This is a genomic window from Vagococcus fluvialis (assembly GCF_003337315.1).
Taxonomy (GTDB): Bacteria; Bacillota; Bacilli; order Lactobacillales; family Vagococcaceae; genus Vagococcus; species Vagococcus fluvialis.
Map to the genome: position 1 here is coordinate 84,484 of NZ_QPJV01000001.1, position 19,894 is coordinate 104,377.

Genomic DNA, 19,894 nt, shown 5'->3' on the forward strand with positions numbered 1-19,894 from the left:
ATCCAAAAAAGCAGACCAAAAGATCTGCTTCTTATAGTATTTTAATTTGTATAAAACATAACTGCAAAAGCACCTTTACCAGCATGTGTTGCCACAAGCGGTGTTGTGTGAATGATAGGTATGTTTAATTCAGGTAATTTACTATTAATAGATTGTTTTAACTCCTCAGAGATTGCTTTTCCATCTGCCTCAGAGATACCTAAATAGTTCATAGAATATGTCGTTAATTTTGTTTCTAATTCTTTAACCCATTTAATAAATGTTTTATTGCCACGTCCTTTAGAAACAACTTCAAGCTCTCCCCCATTTAACTGGCAAAGGACTTTCATATTTAGGAAACCAGAAACAGCACCTACTAATTTTCCAATACGTCCACCTTTAACTAAATTATCTAAAGTAGCAACTCCAATGTAAAGTTGAGTTTTGCTTTTTACTTTTTCTATTTCAGCTAAAATCTGCTCGACAGTAGCGCCATTTTTTGCTAACATCGCAGCCTCATAGACTTGGAAACCAAGAGCTTGGTCAATGTAATCACTATCAACAACAGTTACCTTAGAACTACTCATCTGAGCAGCTTGTCTTGCTGTGTTGACTGTTCCACTTAATTTTTCAGTTAAATGAATTGAAATAATCTCACTACCATCTGCACCTAGCTCATCGTATAAACGAACAAACTCACCAATTGGTGGCTGACTTGTTTTAGGTAGTGCTGGAGATTTTTCCATCATCGTCATAAATTCATTTTTGTCTAATTCGTTTTGATCCGCATATATAACTCCATCAATCATTATAGATAAGCTAATTGTATGGATGTCTATGCTCTTCAGTCTTTCCGGATCAATAATACAAGAAGAGTCCGTTACAATTTTTATATTTGTCATTCTCAAACCTCTTTCAAAAAATAGCATATTCGTGTAGAATAATAATAATCTATCTGTTGAATAGTATAACAGATAATAATTTCTTTTTCACTTAAAACATGAAAGGATGTTTTTATGGAACAAGCAAGTTTTTCAAAAAAATATTTAATTGTTAATGAGGTCTTTAATGCCATTACTCATGGTATAGGTACGGGACTTAGTATTGCTGGTCTTGTCCTCCTAATAATTAAGGGTGCTCAAATGCAATCAGCCATTCATGTTGTTTCATACACCATCTTTGGTTCCTCTATGATTCTACTCTTTTTATTTTCAACACTATTTCATAGTTTGATTTTTACAAGGGCAAAAACAGTTTTTCAAGTTTTTGATCATAGTTCTATTTACTTATTGATTGCAGGAAGCTACACACCGTTTTGTTTATTAACAATTAAAGGTTGGTTAGGTTGGACACTATTTGGAGTAGTGTGGACAATTGCAATTGCTGGCGTTGTATTTAAATCTATTTGGCTAAATAAAAGAGCTAAAACAGATGTGGTACTTTATATTATTATGGGTTGGTTATGTTTAGTAGCGATTAAACCTCTTTATGTAGGTTTAGGAGTAAAAGGTTTTCTGTTACTATTTTTAGGTGGTGTCTCTTACACTGTTGGTGCCTATTTTTACAGCAAAACACATGTTAAGTTTATGCACGTAGTTTGGCATTTGTTTGTAATGCTAGGAGCTATTTTCATCTTCTTCTCAGTTTACTTATTTACATAAAAAAGAAACCATCATCTAATACACAAAAGGATGATGGTTTTTTAGGACTAAAGAATGATGGCTTTTAAAACATAATTAGATATAATAAATTTAGTTAAAAGGAAATGAATAAAAAGGAAGTTTGTTATGGAAATATTTTTAGTATACTCAGCAAATAAAAGTTTGCTTTCAAAAGCTATTCAGTGTTATACAAAAGAAGCGTATAATCATGTTTCTTTAGCCTTAGATAAAGAGTTAATTAATACATATAGTTTTGGTCGAAAAAAAATGTCAAACCCCTTAATTGGTGGTTTTGTTAAAGAGGATTTTTGGGACCCATTCTTTTTTACAAGTGAATGTGCCATCTATTCTTTAGATGTTTCACCTGAAGAGTATGAAAAGATTACTAGTTTATTAAATTACTTCGAAAAAAATAAAGCCTTATATAAATATAACTTTATTGGTTTATTAGCTCTTTCTCTTGAGTGTAATCTTGAAAGAGAACATGCTTATTTCTGTTCAGAATTTATTGCTACTATTTTAACTGAAAGTAATGTTGGAGTCTTCGAAAAAGATAATCAGTTCATCAAACCTCAAGATTTATTAAGCTTAAATCGTTTGGAAAAAGTATATGAAGGTCAAATTATTGATTATTTAACATCAAGTAAACTCTCTCAACCATTAGAAATGTCAATCGCCTAAAAAAGTTCGGATTCCATATAGAAATCCGAACTTTTATTTTTTATTTATTTCGCTGGTAAGTTTCAAAATCGTGAGGATAGATATTTTTATCATCTACGGTTCCTTCACTTGTACTAACAATATTCCACTCTTCCCAATCTAAATACGGGAAATACGTATCCCCTTCAAACTGGGCTTTAATAAGTGTACGGTATAAAACGTCAATATGAGGTAAAAATGTTTTGTAAATTTCTCCTCCACCTGTAATAAAAGTAATGCCTTCAAAAGTCTCTGCAAATTCTAAAACTTCTTCTACAGAGTTCATTACCATTGCTCCTTCAGCTTCATAATTAGTATTTGAAGTTAACACAATAGTCTCTCTATTTGGTAATAATTTTTTCCCCATGCCTTCAAATGTTTTTCTTCCCATAACAATCACGTTGTTTTCGGTCATATGCTTAAAGAACTGTAAATCGTCTGGCAAATGCCATGGCAATACGTCATCTTTCCCTATCAAACCATTTTCGTCCTGAGCCCATATAGCTGCTATCATTTATTAAAATCCTCCCCAAAATACTACTTCCCTAAATCTTTTTAAACGGCAATTGGTGCCTTAATTGTCGGATGTGGCTCGTAGCCAACAACCTTAATGTCTTCCATTTCAAAATCAAAAATAGATTGTTTATCTTTATTTAATTCTAGAGTTGGAAACTCTCTGATTTCACGACTTAATTGTTCATTGATTTGATCCATATGGTTTAAATACAGATGTGTATCTCCGAATGTATGAACAAAGTCCCCCACTTTTAGACCTGTTTCATGGGCAATTAAGTGTGTTAATAGAGCGTAACTTGCAATGTTAAAAGGTACACCTAAAAATAAATCTGCACTTCTTTGATATAGCTGACAACTTAGTTTACCATCTGCCACGTAAAATTGGAATAGCGTATGACAAGGTGGCAAAGCCATTGACGGTACATCTTCTGGATTCCAAGCAGAAACAATTAAACGTCTTGAATCTGGATTGGTTTTTATCATATTAATTACATCTTGTAATTGATCAATTGTTTCACCTTGTGTTGTTTTCCAATTACGCCACTGGGAACCATATATATTTCCTAACTCACCATAAGTTTTAGCAAAGTTGTCATCCGTAAGTATTTTATCACAAAAGTTTTTTAGTTCTGCTTGATATAAGTCATTAAATTCAGGATCTTTAAGAGCTCTGCGACCAAAATCTGTCATGTCAGGTCCTGTGTAATCTGCCGATTTTATATATCTTTCAAATGCCCACTCATCCCAAATATGATTATTGTGCTCTAAAAGGAATTTAATATTAGTATTTCCTTGTAAAAACCATAGTAATTCACTTTTTATTAATGAAAAAGGAACTCTTTTTGTTGTTAGTAATGGAAAACCTTTCGATAAATCGAATCTAATTTGCGCCCCAAAGATACTTTTTGTTCCAGTTCCTGTGCGGTCATGTTTTTCATTGCCTTCATTCATAATTTTTCTAGCTAAATCTAAGTAATCTTTTTCCATGGTTTCACCTCTTAATCTTCTATGTACTGACTTAAATATTCCCAACGACTCATTTTTTCTTCTAAAACAGTTTCCGTTAAGGTGACCTCTTTTTGTAATTCTTGCAGTTTTAAAGCATCACTAGAGTGTGTCAACATATCTTCTTGAATAGACTCTATCTTTTCTTCTAAGCTTTCAATATCATCCTCAATGCTGTCCCATTCTTTTTGTTCCATGTAAGTTAGCTTTTTCTTTTCCTTAGGTACATTAGTTTCAACAACGACAGCCTCTTTAACTACTTTATTTTCTACTTTAGAATTTTTTTCTAAAGTATGAGTTTCCAAATAATCACTCATTGTCCCAAAGAAAGGCTCAATTTCTGTATTCCCTTTAAAAACTAATAGTTTATTCATTGTTTTATCTAAAAAGTAACGGTCATGGCTGACAGAAATAACAGCTCCTTGAAAATGTTCAATATAATCTTCAAGTATAGTCAATGTTTCAATGTCTAAATCATTTGTCGGCTCATCTAGTAACAATACATTAGGTTGTTGTATTAAGATCTTAAGTAAGTACAATCGACGTTTTTCTCCACCAGAAAGATTAGAGATAACTGTCCCATGCACATTTCTTGGAAATAAGAAACGCTCTAATAATTCAGTTGTTGAAATAGAACTTCCGTCTTTTTGTTCCACCATCTCAGCTTGTTCTTGTAAATAAGAAATCATTCGCTTAGATTCATCTAAACCTTCATTTTCTTGAGTATAATATCCTATTCTAACCGTTTCACCTAATTCAATTTCACCAGAATCAAGTTCTAGTTTACCGTCTATTAAGTTAAGTAAGGTTGATTTACCAGCACCATTTTCACCAGTAATGCCTAACCGCTCTCTTGATTGAATTAACAAGTCAAAATCTTTTAAAATTGGTTTTTCTACTATTTCGTATGAAGCCTCTTTAATTTCAAGTACTTTTTTTCCTAAACGTTTTGTATTGATACCAATCTCAAGTTGTTCGCTACTACCACTATGACTAACTTCTTTTTTTAAATCATGAAATCTATCTATTCTAGCTTGTTGCCTTGTTCCACGAGCCTTAATTCCTGCTCTCATCCAAGCTAGCTCTTGTTTAAACAATTGCTTTTTCTTATGAGCTTGAGTTGCTTCAGTTTCTTCCCTTTCAGCTCTCATTGCTAAATATGCCTGGTAGTTACCTGGGTATTCGTATAAATTCCCTTGAGACAACTCCATAATTTTATTAGTCACTCTATCTAAGAAATAACGATCATGAGTTGTGACAATTAATGCTCCTTTATAATCTTTCAAATAATTTTCTAACCAACGAATACTTTGATAATCCAAGTGGTTCGTTGGTTCATCTAAAAGTAATAAGTCAGGTGCTTCAATTAAAACTTGGGCAAGTCCTAATCGTTTCTTTTGCCCACCTGATAATTCTCCTACTTTTTTATCCAAAAACAAAATACCTAATTTGCTTAAAATTGTTTTAGCATTTGTATCTGCTAACCAAGCGTCTTCTTGGTTCATTAATTCTTCTGCTTTTTGATATTGTTTTTGAAATTTAGGGTCTTCCCCGTTTAATTCTAGGTTAGTTAGGGCTTGTTCATAAGCTTTAACTGCACGAATTATCGGAGTATCACCTTGAAATACTGTATCTAAAACTGTTAGGTTTTCATCAAAATCAACTTGTTGAGAGAGATAGCCTATTTTATAATCATGGGGGAAATCTAATTGACCTGAATCAGCTGAGTCTTTACCAGCTAATATATTCATCAATGTGGATTTTCCAGTACCGTTAATACCTATTAATCCAATTAAATCACCAGTTCTTACAAAAAAAGAAACATCATTTAATAATTCTTTGATTCCGTAAGTCTTTTTTAGGTTATCGCCGCGTAGAATTTTCATTGTTATTCCCTACTCTCAAAATATTCTTAATTATTCTACCAAATTTGTGTAAATGAAACAAGTTCATCTGATTTAGGCCAAATAAAAAAGACGAAGGTTTAACCTTTCGTCTTTTTAGTCTTAAAATTTGTCTGCATATACGTCAGTTACATTTTTTGAATCATCAATGACAATATATAGTTTATTGTCAGCTGAGATTTTACTTGATTGATAAACGTTATCTAATCCTTCTTGACCTGGTGTTGCTTTGTCTTTATATGGGAAGTAAATTAAATCACTTGTTCCATTATCAAAGTTAATATCCATTTTTTCAATGTCTTGATATTTAATCGCTCTAGCAAACATCCCTAACTCTAAACCACCTAAGTTAATGTCATCTGTTTGCACGTGGTCTGCTTCTTGATTAATTTCAATTTTTAATCCTTCACAAGGGCGAATTTTTTGGAAGTCACTTCCATTAATTCTTCCGTAACTTGTAGTTACTTTACTAATCCATAAATCCCCGATAAACTCGCGGTTAATAGTCCATGTTTCACCATTTCTAAAATAGAATTTGAAGCTTGTCATTTCTCTTGTCATCTATGATCTCCTCTTTCCTATTAAGTTACTTCTTAATTACAAATTAATTATAGCATGCCCGAATAAAAAAACAAACAACTTTATTAAATATTTCACAAATAAAAAAGATTATTCAATGTGAGATAAAAATTTTTCGATTTCTACAATAAATCTTGTATGACTTCCATTAGCAATTAACTTATCTTGATCAAAAACTTCAAAAGTAAATTCAAGTTTTCGTCCATTCTCTTCAACTAATTGAGCAACGACTTTAATTTCGGCTCCTATTAACGAAGCTTTTAAATGATTAAAATTTATGGCTGTCCCAACGCTTGTTTCACTTTCCTTTGTTAGTTCTTCACTAATTAACATACATGTATTTTCTACCATAGCTATAGCACTCGGTGTCGCTAATACAAGTAGAGAACCAGAACCAACTGCTTTAGCTGATTGCTCTTCTGTCACGTGATAGTGTTTAATTAACTCTGTCATTCATTTTCCTCCTTAAAAGTTAATGCTGCCTGAATTAAAACTTCTTTTGTATTAGGGATTTTACCTAGAACAACTGATTTTTCAATCTGTTTTAATAATTTACCAAGCCAAGGACCAGGTTTTTGATCTAAAGATTGTAAAATATCTTTTCCAGTTATTGCTAAATCACCAATTGATTTTATTGGTAACTCATTATATTGTTGTAAACTACTTTCTTCATTTGAGTCTAGTCCTAATAAAAGACGGGCCTTTTCTACATCTGAAATAACTTCTGGGCCACTTTCGTATAATCTTAAAATATCCCATTCATGTTTTTCTCTATGTCTTAACTCGTTTAAGCATGCCTCTATGTGACTCATTAATTTATTAGATGACTTCCATTTTTTTAAGAAACTTTTTGGATTATCAATATTTAAAACATACATTAGGATTAACCAAGCTAATTCTTCTGTTTCAAAAATAGATTGATTACTAATTAAAGTCAAAGCTTTTAATTCTTTTTCTTTTGTTTGTAATCCTGGACAATACTCAAAACATCTTGTTTCAATCATTGTATTTAACCCCTGATTACGATAATTAGCAGTTAATAATTTAATAAATTCAATATAAATACGCTCAACAGAAATTTTTCCTAATAAAGCATGATGTTCTTTAATAGCTTCTTTTGTTTTTTCTTCAATTTCAAAATTTAGTTGACTTGAAAACCTAAGACCACGCATCATTCTGAGAGCATCTTCATGAAATCTTTCGGAAGGATTTCCTACTGCAACAATTTGCTTATTATTAATTGCTTCTATTCCATTAAATAAATCTATGATTTCACCATTTTTTCCCATTGCCAACGCATTCATTGTAAAATCACGACGTTTTAAATCTTCTTCTAAAGAACGGACAAAAGTCACTTCATCTGGCCTTCTGTAGTCTTGATAAGTTGATTCCGTTCTAAAGGTCGTAATTTCATACTGTTCATCTTGAAATAAAACTAAAACCGTTCCATGCTCAATCCCCACATCAATGGTTTTAGGAAAAATTTGCTGAATTTCTTCTGGAAACGCACTTGTAGCAATATCTACATCATTAATTTTTTGATTTAAAATAATATCTCGGACACTTCCACCTACAAAATAAGCTTCAAAACCTGCCTGTTCAATTTTTTCAATAATAGGTGTCGCTTTAATAAATTCATCTGGTAAATCTGTTAGTTTCATAATATGCATTCCAATCCATAAACAATTTCATTTAGTGTCATTACTTTTTCACAGGATAAAGCTACTCCAGCCATAAAAGAAGTTCGATCATAACTATCATGTCTAATTGTTAAACCTTCTCCTAAGCTTCCAAATTGGACTTGTTGGTGAGCAATCAAACCTGGCAAGCGAACACTATGAATTTTCATTCCTTCAAAATCAGCACCTCTAGCTCCCTCAATTAATTCTTTTTCCTCTGGATGCCCTTGAATTTTAGGTTTTCTCACCTTAGAAATAGCTTGTGCCGTATTAAGAGCTGTACCACTTGGGGCATCTAATTTTTGGTTATGATGTAATTCCATGATTTCAACATCAGGGAAATATTCAGCAGCTTTTATAGCAAATTGAGTCATTAAAACGGCACCAATGGCAAAGTTAGGCGCAATCATTCCTCCTAAAGACTTTTCATTTGAAAGTCTTCTTAGGTTTTTGATTTCTTCACTTGAAAGGCCTGTCGTCCCAATAACAGGATGGATATCATGTTCAACTAAAAATAAAAGAGTTTCATAAATAGAATCTGGCGTTGTAAAATCAATCCAAACATCAGGAATTACAGCCTTAATGACCTCTTCTTTTGTTTGAAAAATAGGCACATCTAGCTCACTATACTCTTTTAATTCATTCATATTAGTAACAGTTGAGTTAACAGACACCACTCCAACTAATTCAAAACGAGAGTCATCTAAAACCATTTGAGTTGTAGCAGTTCCCATTTTACCTCTAAAACCTGCAATCACGATTTTAATCATTAGTTTTTCCATCCTTTCGTTCAAAACGATAAAAATCTCGTTCTCTAAACTTCCTCATATTTTCTTCCATTACTTCGTCTAAATCTATATCTAGGGCATTAGCCATAATCATTGTTGTGATTAAAACGTCTCCCATCTCTTCTTGGATTGAACCCTTACTTTCTGATTTTTTTTTACTTTTCTCACCGTACTGGTGATTAATTTCTCTTGCTAATTCGCCAACTTCTTCACTTAATTGAATCATTTGAGATAATGGAGAGAAATACCCAACTTTAAATTGGTTAATATAACTATCTAGCTCTTTTTGCAACTCTGATAAACTTCTTGAATCTTTCTCCAAATTTATCCCTCTTTTTTTGTTTATTCTTTCTATTATATTATAGAAGATGACGCCATTTTTCAACTCCTACCCTTGTTCCTTTTAAGGCTAAATGATAAGATTACAACTGAGGAAGTGAGTGAATGAAAAAAAACAAACAAATGATTTTTGATATTTTATTTATCTTTTTAGGCACTAGTATTTATAGCTTCGGATTAGTTACCTTTAACATGCCAAATAACTTAGCAGAAGGCGGCGTAACTGGTATCACCTTAATTATCTATAAGCTTTTCTCAATAAACCCTGCCTACAGTACCTTATTGTTAAATATTCCATTAATTTTAATTGGTTTAAAAATATTTGGCATGCGTGCTTTAATGTATACCTTAGTTGGAACCTTTTCCCTATCCTTTAATATTTTATTTTGGCAACAGATGAATATTACGATTTCAGTTGAACATGATTTATTAATTGCTGCTCTATTAGCCGGTCTTTTTGGAGGTATTGGAAGTGGATTGATTTATAAAGTTGGTGGGACTACAGGAGGAACTGATATTGTTGCAAGAATCATTGAGAAAAACTTCGGTTTAACTATTGGCCGTTCCTTATTAATTCTTGATATTATGGTTCTTCTTTTATCTCTAACTTATTTATCTTTAAAAGAAATGATGTATACCTTGATTGCTGTCTTTGTTTTTAGTATTGTAGTTGATTTTGTTCAGGAAGCAAGTTATAGTGCAAAAGGTATTTTAATTATTTCTGATAAAAATGAAATAATCGCTGATAAAATTATGGAAGAATTAGAGCGTGGTGTAACCTATTTAAAGTCTGAGGGAGCTTACTCTAGTGTCGAAAGAAATATTATCTTTTGTGTCGCTACTCACCCAGAAATAAATAGAATCAAAGAAATTGCCCACGAAGAAGACCTTCAATCCTTTATCTCTGTTTTAACAGTTAATGAAGTTTTAGGTGAAGGTTTCTCATATGAAGTAATGAAAAAAAGAAAATTAAAAAAACAAAAAGCGCAGAGTTAACTCACTTGCGCTTTTTGTTTTTTTCGATTGTAAGAGGAGGAGGTATTTAGCCGTACATAACAACTTTCATACCCTTTGGATCTATAATGGTAATATTTTTTTCATCTTTATTAAATGTCATATTATCCCAAGTTGTGTAATACAAATCCAGTAAGCCTAATTCTAAATAATTAGAAATACCAGCTATTTGCCACATCACACTCAAGGACATTCCGCTGTAGTCACTTAAGAAAGAAACGGGTGCTTTTGTAGAAAAATTAATTTCTGGCACCTCAATTTTTAAATTGACTTGGGAAAAATGACCATACCTTTCAACAATATAATCATTAAATTCAAGAATATTTTGCATCCAAGAACAACTCCTTTGAGACCACTGACTATTAATGATTATTTAAATTCATTTGCTGCTTCTTCACCTGAGAGAACTCTTAAAGCACCGTTTCTTAATGCTTCCATCTCAAACTCTCCTGGTACACTAGAAACAGGAGCAATAAATGAGACTCTATCTTTAATCCAATTAACTAGTCGATCTGAATAAGCTAAACCACCAGTAATCACAATGGCATCTACATTTCCTTTTAAGACAGTAGCAAGCTCTCCAATACCTTTAGCTACTTGATAAGCCATTGCCTCAAAAATTAAACGTGCTTCTTCATCACCTTGCTCAATACGATTTTCGACTTCAATTCCACTATTAGTCCCTAAGTAAGAAATCATACCACCTTCTTTTCTTGTCCAAGCAGTAATTTCTTCTTTGGTCATCTCATAGCAAAAAGGAATAAATTCTTTTAGACTTAAGCTGCCAGTTCTTTCAACAGAGAATGGCCCTTCATCATCAAGAGAGTAATCCACCATCCGACCGTTCTCATGGGCGCTAATTGTTGAACCACTTCCCAAGTGAGCAACAATAATATTAGCTTCTTCATATGGTTTTTGAATATCTTCTGCTGTTTTCAAAGCGATAGCGCGCATATTTAACGCATGACCAATACTTGTCCTTTTAACACCTTTTAAACCTGATACACGTGATAATTCATGAAATTGATCCACTGTGATAGGATCATAAATCATAGCAATACAATCTTTAGAACTTGTTTGTTTGAAACCATTTGCTAACATAGCTCCTAAGTTTGAGGCATGATGTGTTTTGGTTTTATTCACTAACCAATCAATCATTTGCTCATTAACCATGTATGCACCAGCATCGACTGGTGGTAGGGCACCACCACGACCAACTGCAGCATCAATTTGTGTATAATCAATTCCTTCTTCATCTAAAAAGGATTGAATTAAGTTCAAACGATAATCATATTGATCAGCAATTGTAGCAAACTTTGATAATTCACTTGTTTCATGAAAGACATTTTTATTTAAGCGTTCTTCTTTATCCTCGTAATAAGCTACTTTTGTTGAGGTAGAACCTGGATTTATAACTAATACTTTCTTCAAAAGAAGACCTCCTTACATTGCACAAGCAATCATTAATGAATTCATTTTTTCTTCAGTAGTTGAGCCTCTTGAGGTAATAATAATTGGTACTTTAGCACCTAAAACAAGGCCAGCCATTTTACCTTTTCCAAAAGTCACCATACTTTTACCTAAAAGGTTTCCAGCAACTATATCAGGAACAAGTAAAATATCAGCTTCACCAGCAACAGGACTCACGTAATCTTTTTCTTTAGCAATTTCTTTACTTAAAGATAAATCTAATGAAATCGGACCTTCTACTGTGACATCTCCAAAATCATTTTTTTCAAAACGGTCTTTTAAAATAACTGCATCTGTAGATGCTTGAAGCTTTGGATTCACATTTTCGCTTGCATCAAGGATTGCTACATTTGTATGAACGTAACCTAATTTTTTAGTTAATTCTAAAGCATTTAATAAAATATCTTCTTTTGTATCTACATCAGGCGTTAACATCATCCCTCCATCTGTTAAAAAAAGTAACTTATGGTAATAAGGGATTTCATTAATTGCTACGTGTGATAGAGTTTTTGATTCACGGATACCTGTTTCTTTATTAACAACAGCTTTCAGTAAATCTCTTGTTTGAATATGTCCTTTCATCAGAACATCTCCTAAACCATCACGAATTACAGAAACTGCTTTTTCAGCAATTTCTGTGTCTCCGTCTACATCTATAATGTTTAAAGAAGTAATAATACTTTCTGAAACATTCATTTTCTCAAGTAGCTCTACAATTAAGTTTTTTTCTCCCACAAGAACAGGAATTAAAAGGCCTTCATTGTGTAAAGCTATAACAGCAGATAGAGTGTGTTCGTCTGTTGCTGCTGCTACAACAACTCGCTTAGGTGTACTATCTGTACTTGAGAGTTGTTTTTTTAATGCATCAAATGATTCTAAAATCATAAGTACACCTCCATTAATTAATTTTTAAGTAACATTAAGTTTGGATCGCCTAAAGCTTTCTTGAAGGCTGCTAAAGCACTTTGAGCTTCAACTCCATCAACTAAACGATGGTCAAAAGCAAATGATAAACGCATAATTGAAGCAACTTCCATTTCACGTTCTTCATTAACGACTACCTCATCAGCAATACGAGAGATTCCCATAATCATTGATTCAGGGTAGTTAATAATTGGTGTTGACCATACACCTCCTGCTTCAGGCATTCCACCGATATTAGTAATAGTTGCTGATGAACCACTCATATCTTCTCTTGTTAACTCATTAGCCATTGCTTTTTTAGCTAACGTATCGATTTCTTCTGCAATTTCAAAGACACTCTTACGATCAGCATTTTTTATAACTGGTACAAATAAACCATGATCTGTATTTGTAGCAATTCCAATATTGATATTTCCACGGTGAATAATTTCTGATTTTTCCATATTCACTGATGCGTTTAAAGATGGATATGCTTTTAACATTGCTACCATTGCTTTCACAACATAAGGTAGGAAAGTTAACCTAACATTTTCTTCTTTAGCAATTTCTTTATAAGTATTACGGTGTTCCATTAATTTTTCTGTACGTAATTTATCAAATACTGTTACATGAGGAATTTCAGTACGGCTAGTGACCATTGCTTTAGCAATAGCACGACGAGTTGGTGTCATTTTTTCAACCCAATCTTCGTTGTTTGCTAATACTGGAGCTGGTTTACTTGCAGCTTTTGCTGCTACTGGTGCTTCAGTCGCTGGTGTTGTTGTAGGTGTTGCTACTGTTTCAGTAACAACTGCTGCTCCACCACCATTTAAGAATGTATCCACATCTACTTTTAAAATTTTGCCATTTGGACCAGTTGGTGTTACTTGAGACAAATCAACTTGTTGTTGTCTTGCATAACGTCTAACTGATGGTAAAGCACGCACTTTTGCAGATGGTTTACCAGTTGCAACACCTGTTGATACTACTTCTTTTGCAGCTTTAGGTGCTTCTTGAACTGGAGTTGTTACTTGATTACTTGGTCCACTTTCACCTGTGTTGATTTCAATGATCCCTTCGTCAACTTTAGCAATCCCTTCAGGAACTAAAATTTTAACAACTATTCCAGAAACTGGAGATGGAATTTCCATTGATGATTTATCATTTTGGATTTCTACTAAAGCGTCATCTGCTTTAATAACATCTCCTTCTTTGACTAACCATTGGATAATTTCAGCTTCAACTAAGCCCTCACCTACGTCAGGTAATTCAAATACATAGTTACCTGTACTTGGAGCTTTTGTTTCTACTACTTCTTGAGCAACAGGAGCTGCTTCTTCAGTAGTTGCTTCACCTGTTTCGATTTCAATAATCGCTTCATCAACTTTAGCAACCCCAACTGGTACTAAAATCTTCGTTACAACACCAGAAACTGGTGATGGAATTTCCATTGATGATTTATCATTTTGAATTTCTACTAAAGCGTCGTCTGCTTTTACAACGTCGCCTTCTTTTACTAACCATTGGATAATGTCAGCTTCGACTAATCCTTCACCTACATCAGGTAATTTAAAAATATAAGCCATGAGTACTCCTCCTATTTATTATTCAGCTAATGTTTTTCTTACTTGTTCTTCAATAATTGAAGCGTTTGGTAACCAGATTGATTCTGCTTGACCAAATGGGAAGTGACTATCCGGAGCTGCCACACGACCAACTGCAGCTTCAAGATCATACATAGCACCTTCAGCAATTTCAGCCATAATGTGGTTCCCAATACCAGTTAAACGTTGTGCTTCTTGAACCACAACAACACGTCCTGTTTTCTTAACTGAGTCTAAAATAGTGTCAATATCAAATGGTGCTACTGTTCTAAGGTCGATTAATTCTACTGAAATACCGTCCTTTTGTAATTTTTCAATTGCTTTTTTAGATTCATGAACCATTGCTCCATAAGTAACAATTGTGATATCTGTTCCTTCTTGAATAACATGAGCTTTATCTAAAGGAATTTCATATAACTCTTCAGGCACTTCTTCTGTAATTGAGCGGTATAATTTTAAATGCTCTAAGAAGTAAACTGGGTCATTGTTTCTGATTGATGCTGTTAAAAGTCCTTTTGCATCATATGGGCCACTTGGAATAACGATACGTAAACCAGGTGATTGAGCAAATAATCCTTCTAAGTTATCAGAGTGAAGCTCAGGAGTTCCTACTCCTCCACCAAATGTTGAACGAACTGTTACAGGAACACCTTCGCGTCCTGCCATACGGTAACGGTGACGAGATAATTGACCTAATAAACCATCAATTGCTTCCATTGTAAAACCAGAGAATTGGATTTCAGGTACTGGACGGAATCCACCCATAGCCATTCCCATAGCCATTCCCATAATGCCTGATTCCGCTAAAGGCGTATCAAAAACGCGGTCTTCGCCTAATTCAGCGCGCATACCATCAGTTACACGGAAAACGCCTCCGTTTGTTCCTACGTCTTCTCCAAAAACTAAGATTCTTTCATCACGTTTCATTTCTTGAGTTAAGGCTTCATTAATAGCCTGTACCATATTTTTAACTGCCATCTTTAGTTTTCCTCCTTAGCTTCATACATTTTGATTTCTTTTTGAATACGAGGTGTTGGTACTTCGTAAACATTTTTCAGTAACTGCGAAACTTTCATTTTAGGTTCTTTATCCGCTAAATCTAGAGCTTCGTTTACTTCTTTTGTCGTTGCATCAATTACATCTTGTTCCATATCTTCATTCCAAAGACCTTTTTCACCTAAGTAAGTACGCATACGGATTAAGAAGTCTTTTGCTAACCAACCATCAACTTCTTCTTGAGAACGGTATCTTGTTGGGTCATCCGATAGAGTGTGAGCTCCAAAACGGTAACATAATGTTTCAATTACAACGGGCCCATTACCTGCCATTGTGTATTCACGAGCCATCTTAGCTGCTTCGTATAAAGCAAGTGGGTCCATTCCATCAACTTGTATACCAGGAATTCCAGCTGCTGCAGCTTTTTGAGCTAATGTGCCAGCTTTACTTTGTAATTCACGAGGAACTGAAATACCGTATTTGTTATTTTGAACAATAAAGACTGTTTGAGAGTTGAAAACACCTGCAAAGTTAATTCCTTCGTAGAAATCTCCTTGTGATGAACCACCATCTCCAATATATGTAAATGACACTTGATCTTTTTCATCACGACGATAAGCATAGCCAAGTCCAGCTGCTTGAATGATTTGAGAACCAATAATAGTTTGAGGTGGTAAACCGTGTACGCCTTCTGGATAAATATTTGCTGCCATATGTCCTCGGTACCAAAGAACAGCATTTTTCATTGGCATACCATGATGAACTAAAGGAATCATGTCACGGTATGTTGGTAAAACAAAATCTTCTTTTTTCATTGCAAAAAGTGTTGCTAATTGTGAAGCTTCTTGTCCTTCAGATGGAGGTAAGTTACCAATACGTCCTTGACGTCCTGCTAAAATAAGACGTTCATTAGTTGTTCTCCCCCATACTAAAACTTTCATTAATTCAACTAATTCTTCATCTGTTAATGAACTTTTCATTCCTTTATTAACTAATTTTCCTTTTTCATCTAAAATTTGAACTAAGGGAATTGCTGCTTCACTTTTTTTGACCATGTCATCAAATAATTTGAAATCTTGTTTACTCATATCTATTTCTTCCTCTCTTTAGTTAAAATCTAATTTGTAATCATCCGCACTTGCAATACCAAGTTTTTCATTAAATAAATAATTAAAAGCAAATCCTAAAAAAACTGGTACCACTAAGAAAGCGATGAATGTTGTAATAATATTGCCAACCGTCCAACCATCAGCTTTTAATGCTAAAGCGTTAATCGGTCCAATTAGTCCACTAAAACCAAACCCCGCACTAAACGGCGTTCCTTGTAAATCAAGAAATGCTGCTAATGAACCTGTAATAGCTGCACTACAAATAACTGGTAACATAATTTTTGGTTTTTTTACTACATTAGCCATTTGCATTTTGGGAGAACCAATAAAATGTGCTAATGATGTAGGAATAGCATTAGCTTTCCAACCAGCAATACAAAGTCCAAATCCAGCTGCACAAATCCCTAAGTTAGCTGCTCCTGAAGCAATACCTGATAAAGAGATTGCCGTAGCAATTCCAACAGTAGCAATTGGCGAAACAATCATCATAGCAAACATAACTGCAATGGCAATTGTCATTGGAATTGGTTGTAACTCAGTTAACGTTGCAATAAATTGACCAAACATAGCCGTTAAGTTTTTAACAAAAGGTAAGATTAGAAAGCCTAATCCACCACCAACAACTGTTACAATTGTTGGAATAACTAAAATTGTAAATGCTTTTAATTTTTCACCAAGTAATAAAATAATTAGAGCAGCAATCGCAGCTGTTATCCCTGTGTTAATGACATCTCCAGAACCTTGGAAAATAAATCCACCATCTGGGTTAACTCTTGCAACACCAGAACCAACTACACAAGCCATACCTAGAGCACCAATTTGAATTGGCGTAAATTTAAAGTTAATCGCTACAGCAACCCCAACGACAATCGGCATCATAGTTGCTGCAATTCCAGTGGCTGTCAAAGCAAATGACCAACCTAAGGCTTTTGATAATTCTCCTAAAAGTGCTCCTGGAATTAAAGAAACCACAACTCCTAATGCCACACCGTTTAAAATGTTCATTGTAAAATCTTTTGGTTTTATACTGTTTATTGACATAATCTCAATCTCCTAATATTGATTATTTTAAATATGTATTGGTAAACCTAAGCCAACTTCTGCTGCTTCCATAATTGTTTCACTTACTGTTGGATGTGGATGAACTGTTAATGATAGATCTTCAATTGTTGCACTTGTTTCAATAGCAAGAGTAATTTCTGAAATTAAATCACTTGCGTTAACACCTGCTATTTGACCGCCTAAAACCTCACCCGTATTTTTATCACTTATAATTTGGACTAAACCTTCAGCTTTATTCATTGATAAAGCACGACCATTACCAGCTAATGGAAATTCTGATACTTTAGGCTCATAACCTTTTGATTTTGCTTCCTCTTTTGTTAAACCAGTGGCAGCTAATTCTGGATCAGTAAAACAAACTGCTGGCATTGCTTTGTAATCAACTGCTACATCATGACCACTAATCGCCTCAGCAGCTACTTTTCCTTCATAACTAGCTTTATGTGCTAAAGCAAGTCCTGGAATAATATCTCCTATGGCATAAACATGCTCTAGTGTTGTACGGCATTGTTCATCAACAACGATTAAACCGCGTTCATCAGTTTTAATACCCACTCGCTCAAGTCCTAATTCATTTGTATTGGGTTTACGACCAACAGAAACTAATACATAATCGCAAATAATTTCTTTTTCTTTTCCATCAACTTCATAAGTAACTGTTACACTATCCTCGGCATTTTCAGCTTTTTTAGCTAAAGCATTTGTTTCAATAGTGACATTTAATTTTTTGAATGATTTTTCAACAAAGGAAACTGATTTTTTATCGAAATTTGGTAAAATAGAAGATTGACCTTCTAAGATAGTTACTTCTGTTCCTAAATTAGCGAAAACACCGGCTAACTCACTTCCAATATAACCTCCACCAATAACAACTAACTTTTTAGGAACTTCTTTTAAATTCAATACTCCTGTAGAATCTAAAACTCTTTTTCTAAATTTAAACCCAGGAATTTCGATTGGTGTACTTCCTGTTGCGATAATAACGTTTTCAAAACGATACGTGTCTCCACCATATTCATTCATGACACGAATACGATTTTCATCCATGAAATAACCTGAACCTTCAAGAACATCGACTTTGTTCTTTTTAAGTAAAAACTTAACCCCTTCCGTTAATTTCTTAACGACGTGATTGTCTTTCCAGTTTTGCACTTCAGTAAAATCTAATGTTGCATTTTCTGAATTAATACCAGCAAATGGCGAATTCAGAACACTATTGTAATGATGACTTGCTTGAATTAAAGCTTTTGAAGGGATGCACCCAACGTTTAAACACGTTCCTCCAATATTATCTCTCTCAATTAAGGTAACTTTTTGTCCTAATTGAGCTGCTCTAATTGCCGCAACATATCCTCCAGGTCCTGAACCAACAACTACTGTTCCTAAACTAGATTCGAAATCTCCGACAACCATTTTGACACTCCCTTTCATTTACTCTTTATAAAACGCTTTCCCTAAGTTATAATAAAGCCGTTGTAATTAAATGACACTTATAAGAAAACGCTTCATCCTTTGACACAAACAGATTATAGAATGAAATTTCACAAATTTGAAATTGATAAATTCTATAGCTGAATAAAATTTATCTAGAAATGGGGATTTCAAAATGGAATTTAGACAGCTACGATATTTTATTGAAATTATAAAGGCACAAAATTATTCTAATGCTGCCAAAAATCTTTTTGTCACACAGCCAACTCTTTCTTGGAACATGAATAAACTACAAGAAGAACTTGGAGCAAAACTGCTTTATCAAGTAGGAAATAAAGTCATGCCAACGACTACAGGTAGTCTTTTATTCGAAAAAGCTCAGAAGATTATTGAGGAATTAGATGAGTTAACTGAGTCTATTGAAGAAGATCATATTTTAAGGAAAAAAGAATTAACAATAGGTTCAAATTCAGTTATTTCTCCCGTATACATGCCTTTAATTCAACAATTCATGTCTGTTTATCCGAATTTTTCTATCACAATAGAAGAAAATGGTTCCGTAAAAACTCAAAAGAAAGTTGCTAATGAAGAATTAGAAATTGGGATTGTTTCATTTCCTATAGTGGAATCAGATCTTGAAATAGAGCGTCATACACTTCACACTTTTAAATACCATGCCTATGTATTAATGCGAGAAGATCATCCTTTAGCTAACGAAAAATCCTTAAGTATCAAGGACTTACGAATGGAAAGATTTGGTTCTATGAGTAAAGATTATGTTTTATGGCATGTATTAAAAAATAAAGCACGTGAGTTCGGCTTTAGACCTGATATTGATTTTATGAGTAATAGCCATGAAGTCTTAATAAATCATGTGATTAAAAACAATTTAGTTGCCATTATGCCGATTCAGTTAAAAGAAGTAAACACCGATAAACCTCTTGTTTGGGTGCCTTTAGTGGATAAGATTAAACCTTTTGATATCGTTCTTGTCCACAAAAAAAATAAACCTCTCTCTCCTGCTGCTGCACTATGTTTAGAATTTCTAACAAACCAAGAAATTAAAGTGGATTAATGAAATCTATAGTCCCATAGATTTTATCGATTAGTGAAATTCTTATCTTTCTCCTATACTTAAATTGTTAAAAATAACTAA

Annotated in this window: 21 protein-coding genes; 4 read left to right on the forward strand and 17 right to left on the reverse strand. The window is 33.6% G+C overall.

Going from position 1 to position 19,894, the window contains the following annotated elements; genetic code table 11:
- Positions 1 to 41 precede the first annotated feature (41 nt).
- Positions 42 to 881 carry a DegV family protein gene (locus DFR54_RS00390; RefSeq protein WP_114288433.1) on the reverse strand — a complete coding sequence of 280 codons (840 nt, stop codon included), beginning with the start codon at positions 879 to 881 and terminating at the stop codon, positions 42 to 44.
- Between the two features lie 114 nt (positions 882 to 995).
- Here DFR54_RS00390 and trhA point away from each other — a divergent pair, with 114 nt between their 5' ends.
- Positions 996 to 1,640, forward strand: a complete 645-nt coding sequence (gene trhA / locus DFR54_RS00395; RefSeq protein ID WP_114288434.1) for a PAQR family membrane homeostasis protein TrhA — start codon at positions 996 to 998, stop codon at positions 1,638 to 1,640.
- 126 nt (positions 1,641 to 1,766) lie between these two features.
- Complete coding sequence (locus DFR54_RS00400; RefSeq protein ID WP_114288435.1) at positions 1,767 to 2,321, forward strand: hypothetical protein; 555 nt, start codon at positions 1,767 to 1,769, stop codon at positions 2,319 to 2,321.
- Positions 2,322 to 2,361: 40 nt separating this feature from the next.
- Here the strand turns inward: DFR54_RS00400 and DFR54_RS00405 are convergent, their stop codons facing one another.
- The 8 genes from DFR54_RS00405 to DFR54_RS00440 all read right to left on the reverse strand — a co-directional run bounded on the left by DFR54_RS00405 (position 2,362) and on the right by DFR54_RS00440 (position 9,132).
- A complete protein-coding gene (locus DFR54_RS00405; RefSeq protein ID WP_114288436.1) occupies positions 2,362 to 2,853 on the reverse strand; it encodes a dihydrofolate reductase in 492 nt (163 codons plus the stop codon).
- Between the two features lie 41 nt (positions 2,854 to 2,894).
- A complete protein-coding gene (locus DFR54_RS00410) occupies positions 2,895 to 3,842 on the reverse strand; it encodes a thymidylate synthase (protein ID WP_114288437.1) in 948 nt (315 codons plus the stop codon).
- Between the two features lie 11 nt (positions 3,843 to 3,853).
- Positions 3,854 to 5,746: an ABC-F family ATP-binding cassette domain-containing protein gene (locus DFR54_RS00415; RefSeq protein ID WP_114288438.1), complete on the reverse strand. Its 1,893-nt coding sequence runs from the start codon at positions 5,744 to 5,746 to the stop codon at positions 3,854 to 3,856.
- 120 nt (positions 5,747 to 5,866) lie between these two features.
- Positions 5,867 to 6,325: a hypothetical protein gene (locus tag DFR54_RS00420; RefSeq protein ID WP_086343095.1), complete on the reverse strand. Its 459-nt coding sequence runs from the start codon at positions 6,323 to 6,325 to the stop codon at positions 5,867 to 5,869.
- A 108-nt stretch (positions 6,326 to 6,433) separates the two neighbouring features.
- Complete coding sequence (locus tag DFR54_RS00425) at positions 6,434 to 6,796, reverse strand: thioesterase family protein (RefSeq protein ID WP_114288439.1); 363 nt, start codon at positions 6,794 to 6,796, stop codon at positions 6,434 to 6,436.
- Positions 6,793 to 8,004, reverse strand: coding sequence for a CCA tRNA nucleotidyltransferase (locus DFR54_RS00430; RefSeq protein WP_114288440.1), 1,212 nt, complete (start codon positions 8,002 to 8,004; stop codon positions 6,793 to 6,795). Before DFR54_RS00430 ends, DFR54_RS00425 begins: the two co-directional genes overlap by 4 nt.
- Positions 8,001 to 8,792, reverse strand: coding sequence for a 4-hydroxy-tetrahydrodipicolinate reductase (dapB, locus tag DFR54_RS00435; protein ID WP_114288441.1), 792 nt, complete (start codon positions 8,790 to 8,792; stop codon positions 8,001 to 8,003). Before dapB ends, DFR54_RS00430 begins: the two co-directional genes overlap by 4 nt.
- Positions 8,785 to 9,132 carry a MazG nucleotide pyrophosphohydrolase domain-containing protein gene (locus DFR54_RS00440; RefSeq protein ID WP_249033350.1) on the reverse strand — a complete coding sequence of 116 codons (348 nt, stop codon included), beginning with the start codon at positions 9,130 to 9,132 and terminating at the stop codon, positions 8,785 to 8,787. The genes dapB and DFR54_RS00440 overlap by 8 nt, the downstream gene beginning before the upstream one ends.
- A gap of 122 nt (positions 9,133 to 9,254) precedes the next feature.
- Here DFR54_RS00440 and DFR54_RS00445 point away from each other — a divergent pair, with 122 nt between their 5' ends.
- The gene (locus DFR54_RS00445) at positions 9,255 to 10,145 is read left to right on the forward strand and encodes a YitT family protein (protein WP_114288442.1); all 891 of its coding nucleotides are present in this window, start codon (positions 9,255 to 9,257) and stop codon (positions 10,143 to 10,145) included.
- 46 nt (positions 10,146 to 10,191) lie between these two features.
- On the opposite strand, the gene DFR54_RS00450 is transcribed toward DFR54_RS00445, so the two are convergent.
- The 8 genes from DFR54_RS00450 to lpdA are packed head-to-tail and all read right to left on the reverse strand — an operon-like array spanning position 10,192 to position 18,720.
- The gene (locus tag DFR54_RS00450; protein ID WP_114288443.1) at positions 10,192 to 10,494 is read right to left on the reverse strand and encodes a hypothetical protein; all 303 of its coding nucleotides are present in this window, start codon (positions 10,492 to 10,494) and stop codon (positions 10,192 to 10,194) included.
- 38 nt (positions 10,495 to 10,532) lie between these two features.
- Positions 10,533 to 11,594: a butyrate kinase gene (gene buk, locus DFR54_RS00455; protein ID WP_114288444.1), complete on the reverse strand. Its 1,062-nt coding sequence runs from the start codon at positions 11,592 to 11,594 to the stop codon at positions 10,533 to 10,535.
- Between the two features lie 12 nt (positions 11,595 to 11,606).
- Positions 11,607 to 12,518, reverse strand: a complete 912-nt coding sequence (locus tag DFR54_RS00460) for a phosphate acyltransferase (protein ID WP_114288445.1) — start codon at positions 12,516 to 12,518, stop codon at positions 11,607 to 11,609.
- Positions 12,519 to 12,535: 17 nt separating this feature from the next.
- On the reverse strand, positions 12,536 to 14,122 hold the full coding sequence (locus DFR54_RS00465; RefSeq protein WP_114288446.1) for a 2-oxo acid dehydrogenase subunit E2: 1,587 nt from the start codon (positions 14,120 to 14,122) through the stop codon (positions 12,536 to 12,538).
- An 18-nt stretch (positions 14,123 to 14,140) separates the two neighbouring features.
- A complete protein-coding gene (locus DFR54_RS00470; RefSeq protein ID WP_086343086.1) occupies positions 14,141 to 15,118 on the reverse strand; it encodes an alpha-ketoacid dehydrogenase subunit beta in 978 nt (325 codons plus the stop codon).
- A gap of 2 nt (positions 15,119 to 15,120) precedes the next feature.
- A complete protein-coding gene (locus DFR54_RS00475; RefSeq protein ID WP_086343085.1) occupies positions 15,121 to 16,224 on the reverse strand; it encodes a thiamine pyrophosphate-dependent dehydrogenase E1 component subunit alpha in 1,104 nt (367 codons plus the stop codon).
- 18 nt (positions 16,225 to 16,242) lie between these two features.
- A complete protein-coding gene (locus tag DFR54_RS00480; RefSeq protein WP_114288447.1) occupies positions 16,243 to 17,286 on the reverse strand; it encodes a PTS sugar transporter subunit IIC in 1,044 nt (347 codons plus the stop codon).
- 27 nt (positions 17,287 to 17,313) lie between these two features.
- A complete protein-coding gene (gene lpdA / locus DFR54_RS00485) occupies positions 17,314 to 18,720 on the reverse strand; it encodes a dihydrolipoyl dehydrogenase (protein ID WP_114288448.1) in 1,407 nt (468 codons plus the stop codon).
- 193 nt (positions 18,721 to 18,913) lie between these two features.
- Between lpdA and DFR54_RS00490 the strand changes: the two genes are divergently transcribed.
- Positions 18,914 to 19,813, forward strand: coding sequence for a LysR family transcriptional regulator (locus DFR54_RS00490; RefSeq protein ID WP_114288449.1), 900 nt, complete (start codon positions 18,914 to 18,916; stop codon positions 19,811 to 19,813).
- The last annotated feature ends 81 nt before the right edge of the window (positions 19,814 to 19,894 follow it).

What these genes read in the sequence shown, in the direction of transcription:
- DFR54_RS00445 (WP_114288442.1), top strand. Translation starts at nt 9,255, where the DNA reads ATGAAAAAAAACAAACAAATGATTTTTGATATTTTATTTATCTTTTTA.
- DFR54_RS00460 (WP_114288445.1), bottom strand. Translation starts at nt 12,518, where the DNA reads ATGATTTTAGAATCATTTGATGCATTAAAAAAACAACTCTCAAGTACA.
- DFR54_RS00410 (WP_114288437.1), bottom strand. Translation starts at nt 3,842, where the DNA reads ATGGAAAAAGATTACTTAGATTTAGCTAGAAAAATTATGAATGAAGGC.
- DFR54_RS00400 (WP_114288435.1), top strand. Translation starts at nt 1,767, where the DNA reads ATGGAAATATTTTTAGTATACTCAGCAAATAAAAGTTTGCTTTCAAAA.
- DFR54_RS00420 (WP_086343095.1), bottom strand. Translation starts at nt 6,325, where the DNA reads ATGACAAGAGAAATGACAAGCTTCAAATTCTATTTTAGAAATGGTGAA.
- DFR54_RS00450 (WP_114288443.1), bottom strand. Translation starts at nt 10,494, where the DNA reads ATGCAAAATATTCTTGAATTTAATGATTATATTGTTGAAAGGTATGGT.
- dapB (WP_114288441.1), bottom strand. Translation starts at nt 8,792, where the DNA reads ATGATTAAAATCGTGATTGCAGGTTTTAGAGGTAAAATGGGAACTGCT.
- DFR54_RS00405 (WP_114288436.1), bottom strand. Translation starts at nt 2,853, where the DNA reads ATGATAGCAGCTATATGGGCTCAGGACGAAAATGGTTTGATAGGGAAA.
- trhA (WP_114288434.1), top strand. Translation starts at nt 996, where the DNA reads ATGGAACAAGCAAGTTTTTCAAAAAAATATTTAATTGTTAATGAGGTC.
- DFR54_RS00480 (WP_114288447.1), bottom strand. Translation starts at nt 17,286, where the DNA reads ATGTCAATAAACAGTATAAAACCAAAAGATTTTACAATGAACATTTTA.
- lpdA (WP_114288448.1), bottom strand. Translation starts at nt 18,720, where the DNA reads ATGGTTGTCGGAGATTTCGAATCTAGTTTAGGAACAGTAGTTGTTGGT.
- DFR54_RS00390 (WP_114288433.1), bottom strand. Translation starts at nt 881, where the DNA reads ATGACAAATATAAAAATTGTAACGGACTCTTCTTGTATTATTGATCCG.
- DFR54_RS00425 (WP_114288439.1), bottom strand. Translation starts at nt 6,796, where the DNA reads ATGACAGAGTTAATTAAACACTATCACGTGACAGAAGAGCAATCAGCT.
- DFR54_RS00490 (WP_114288449.1), top strand. Translation starts at nt 18,914, where the DNA reads ATGGAATTTAGACAGCTACGATATTTTATTGAAATTATAAAGGCACAA.
- DFR54_RS00470 (WP_086343086.1), bottom strand. Translation starts at nt 15,118, where the DNA reads ATGGCAGTTAAAAATATGGTACAGGCTATTAATGAAGCCTTAACTCAA.
- DFR54_RS00465 (WP_114288446.1), bottom strand. Translation starts at nt 14,122, where the DNA reads ATGGCTTATATTTTTAAATTACCTGATGTAGGTGAAGGATTAGTCGAA.
- DFR54_RS00415 (WP_114288438.1), bottom strand. Translation starts at nt 5,746, where the DNA reads ATGAAAATTCTACGCGGCGATAACCTAAAAAAGACTTACGGAATCAAA.
- DFR54_RS00430 (WP_114288440.1), bottom strand. Translation starts at nt 8,004, where the DNA reads ATGAAACTAACAGATTTACCAGATGAATTTATTAAAGCGACACCTATT.
- DFR54_RS00475 (WP_086343085.1), bottom strand. Translation starts at nt 16,224, where the DNA reads ATGAGTAAACAAGATTTCAAATTATTTGATGACATGGTCAAAAAAAGT.